This window comes from Streptomyces sp. NPDC030222, assembly GCF_055573115.1.
In genome coordinates, this window is the sequence record NZ_JBVICA010000057.1 from 1 (window position 1) to 4218 (window position 4218).

The 4218-nt window shown below is 70.3% G+C and carries 1 protein-coding gene; it reads right to left on the minus strand.

Annotated elements, in window-relative coordinates; all coding sequences use genetic code 11:
* Nucleotides 1–4218 (minus strand): type I polyketide synthase (locus tag ACZ4Z5_RS33205; protein WP_468269984.1); only part of this gene is annotated, 4218 nt, incomplete at both ends.

A 4218-nucleotide genomic window follows, 5' to 3' on the forward strand; every position in this document is an offset into this window, starting at 1 on the left:
CCGATCCGAACGCCCCACACTCACAGCACCACGCGTCACACACCACAGCGGCGCCTCCACCCCGGCATCACCCAACGCCTGCACCAGACCAGCCGTCGGGACGACACCCGCAGCCTCATCGAGGGCAAGCAGTGAGACCACACCGGCCAGGGAGTCGGCGCCACCATCGGTGATCAGCTCCGCGAGCCCGGCCCGACCCGGCCCGGGCTCGACAACGACCCGGCGGACCGCGGCACCACGCGCGGCCAGTGCACCCACGACAGCCGCGACCAGGGCGTCGTCTTCACATGCGCTGGGTACGACAGCAACCCACTCGCCCGCAGGCGCCCCGGAAGACGACGCCAGCAGCGGCTTCCAGGACACCCGGTAGCGCCAGCCGTCGACCTGCGCCTGTTCCTGCTTCTGCCGACGCCATGCCGAAAGTGCGGGAACGAGCTCGCTGAAGCCGGCGTTGGCGCCGACCTCCAGCTCGGACGCCAAAGACTCGAGATCGCCGCGCTCCACCGCCTCCCAGAACCGGGCGTCCACCACGTCGACCGCCGGGACACCTGCAGGGCCGCTGCCGTTCGACAGGAGCGTCTCCGGCCAGTAGCGCCGCCGCTGGAAGGCATACGTCGGCAGCTCCATCCGCGCGGCGCCCGTGCCGGAGAAGAGGGCGGACCAGTCCACCTCGGCACCCCGCACATGCGCCTGAGCCACAGCGGTGACGACCGACTCCGCCTCCGCACGCCCCGCACGCAGAACCGGCGCAAAGGCAGCGTGGTCACTGGTCAGGCAGTCCTGGGCAAGCGCGGACAGCACACCGTCGGGGCCGAGTTCGACGTACGTCGTCACACCTGCGGCCTCCAGGGCCCGGACACCGTCGAGGAAACGGACCGCCTCCCGGACGTGCCGGACCCAGAAGTCCGCCGAGGCCATCTCGTCGGAGACGAGGGCACCGGTCAGGCACGACACGACCGGGATCCGCGGGGACCCGAACGACAGCCCCGCCACCACCTGCCGGAACTCATCGAGCATCCCGTCCATGTGCGGCGAGTGGAACGCATGGCTCACGGTCAGCCGCTTCGTCTTCCGGCCCTGCGCCCCGAAGACCTCCGCGACCGCAACCGCCGCGTCCTCATCACCCGCGACCACAACCGACTGAGGCCCGTTGACCGCCGCGATGCTCACCCGATCGGTCAGCAGCGGCAGAACCTCGTCCTCCGACGCCTGCACCGCGATCATCACACCACCGGCCGGCAACGCCTGCATCAACCGACCACGCGCCGCAACCAGCGCACACGCATCGTCCAAAGAGAAGACCCCGGCCACATGCGCGGCAGCGATCTCACCAATCGAGTGCCCGGACACGAAGTCCGGCACCACACCCCACGACTCGACCAGCCGGAACAACGCCACCTCGACCGCGAACAGCGCCGGCTGCGTGTACTCCGTCCGGTCCAGCACCGCCACATCGGACCCGAACAGCACATCCTTCAAAGGCAGTTCGAGAAGCGCGTCCATCCGGGCGCAGACCGCGTCCAGCGCATCCGCGAACACCGGGTACGTCTCGTAGAGCTCACGGCCCATCCCCAGCCGCTGGCTCCCCTGACCGGTGAACAGGAAGGCGGTACGGCCCTCATCGGCCGTTCCCGTGGTGATCCGGGGCGCGGACTCACCGGCGGCAAGTCGCGTCAGGGCATCCCGCAGGTCCCGAGCGTCGTCGACGGTCAGGACCGCAACGGCACGGTGGTCGAGGTGAGCACGGCTCGTGGCGAGGGAGTAGGCCACATCGAGCGCACCGGCCTCGCCGCCCTCGGCGGCGTCCAGGTGCGCGGCGAGAGCGGCCGCCTGCGCTGGGAGGGCTTCCTTGGTCCTGCCGGAGAGAAGGTACGGGAGGATATGGGCCGGTCGTACGGCCGACGGCGCATCGGCATTTGCCGAGGGTTCGGCGTCCGGCGCCTGCTCGATGATGGTGTGCGCGTTCGTGCCACTGATACCGAAGGAGGACACGCCGGCCCGGCGCGGTCGGCCGGTCTCCGGCCATGCGCGCTGCTCGACCAGAAGCTCGATGTCGCCGGCCGACCAGTCCACGTGCGGGGTCGGCTCATCGACGTGCAGGGTCTGCGGAAGCACCCCGTGCTGCATCGCCAGCACCATCTTCATCACACCCGCGACACCCGCCGCGGCCTGCGTGTGACCGATGTTCGACTTGATCGACCCCAGCAGCAGCGGCTGGCCGGCCGGGCGGTCCTGCCCGTACGTGGCCAGCAGCGCCTGCGCCTCGATCGGATCACCGAGCCGCGTACCCGTACCGTGCGCCTCCACCGCATCCACCTCAGCGGCGGACAGACCCGCACCCGCCAGAGCCTGACGGATCACCCGCTGCTGCGACGGACCGTTCGGCGCCGTCAGACCATTGCTCGCACCGTCCTGGTTGATCGCCGAACCACGCACCACCGCCAGCACCGGATGCCCGTTGCGCCGGGCGTCGGACAGCCGCTCCACCAGCAGCATGCCCACACCCTCACCCCAGCCCGTACCATCCGCCCCAGCAGCGAACGCCTTGATCCGGCCATCCGCAGCCAGTCCACGCTGACGGCTGAAGTCGACGAAGTTCTCGGGCGTCGACATCACGGTCACACCGCCGGCCAGGGCCATGTCGCACTCGCCGTTGCGGAGCGCCTGGATCGCCCAGTGCAGGGCGACCAGCGACGACGAGCAAGCCGTGTCGACGGTCACCGCAGGGCCTTCGAGGCCGAACACGTACGAAACGCGACCGGACATGACACTGCCGGCGTTGCCCGTACCGACATGGCCTTCCAGGCCGTCCTGTTCTCGGGTGATGAGGGAGAGGTAGTCCTGGCCGTTGGTGCCGACGAACACACCGGCCCGGCTGCCGCGCAGGGACGACGGGTCGACACCGGCCCGCTCGAACGCCTCCCAGGAGGTCTCCAGGAGAAGCCGCTGCTGCGGATCCATCGCCAGAGCCTCACGCGGCGAGATCCCGAAGAAGTCCGCGTCGAAGTCCGCCGCTCCGGCGACGAATCCGCCCTCGCGGGTGTAGGAGGTCCCCGGCTGGTCCGGGTCGGGGCTGTAGAGGCGGTCCAGGTTCCAGCCACGGTCCGCCGGGAACCCTGCGACCGCGTCCGTCCCGTCCGTGAGCAGCTGCCACAGGTCTTCTGGGGATGCGATGCCGCCGGGGAAGCGGCAGCTCATTGCCACGATGGCGATCGGGTCGCCGTCGACTGCCGTGGCAACGGGCAGCAGTGCACCGGAGACAGGGATACTGCCGACGAGTTCCTCGCGCAGGTGGTCGGCCAGAGCGGCGGACGTCGGGTAGTCGTAGACGAGTGTGACAGGCAGCCGCAGCTCGGTTGCCGCGTTCAGGCGGTTGCGCAGCTCGACAGCCGTCAGCGAGTCGAACCCGAGCTCCTTGAAGGCACGTTCCGCCCCTACCGCGTCCGCGCCGCCGTGGCCGAGGACCGCCGCGACATGCGTACGGACCAGATCGAGCAGCTCCCGCTCCTGCTCGGCGGGCGCGAGCACAGCGAGCCGCCCGGAGAGGGTACCCCGCACGTCCGCGTGCCCGGCCGTCTGCGCCGGGGTCTCAATGGCGGCACGAGCCGCGCGCACCTCGCTGAGCTCACTGAAAAGTTCACTGCGGCGCACGGCGGTGTGACCGGAGAGATACCTCTCCCATTCCACGTCGGCCACCGTGAGGGAGGCGTCCTCGGCGCCAACGGCCTGTCGCAGGGCACGTATCGCCGGCTGCGCCTTCATGGGAGGCACGCCGTCCCGGCGCATGCGGGCCTCGAGCGCCTCGTCGGCGGCCATGCCGACCTCGGCCCACGGACCCCACGCGATCGACGTAGCCGCCAGGCCGGCGGCACGCCGCTGCTCGGCCAAGGCGTCCAGATATGCGTTCGCGGCAGCGTAGTTGGCCTGACCGGCCGCACCGATCGTGCCGCTCATCGACGAGAACAGCACGAACGCCGACAGCTCGATACCCAGCTCAACCGTCAGCTCGTGCAGATGGAGCGCCGACGCCGCCTTCGCCCGCAGAACCCCCTCGAAGCGCTCGGGCGTCAGGGCATCCAGAACACCGTCATCGAGGATTCCGGCCGTGTGCACCACCGCGGTCAGCGTCTCGGCCTCCGCGGCCAGGAGGACACGGAGGGCATCACGGTCGGCGGCGTCACACGCCACGACCGACACCTCCACACCGAGCCCGGACAG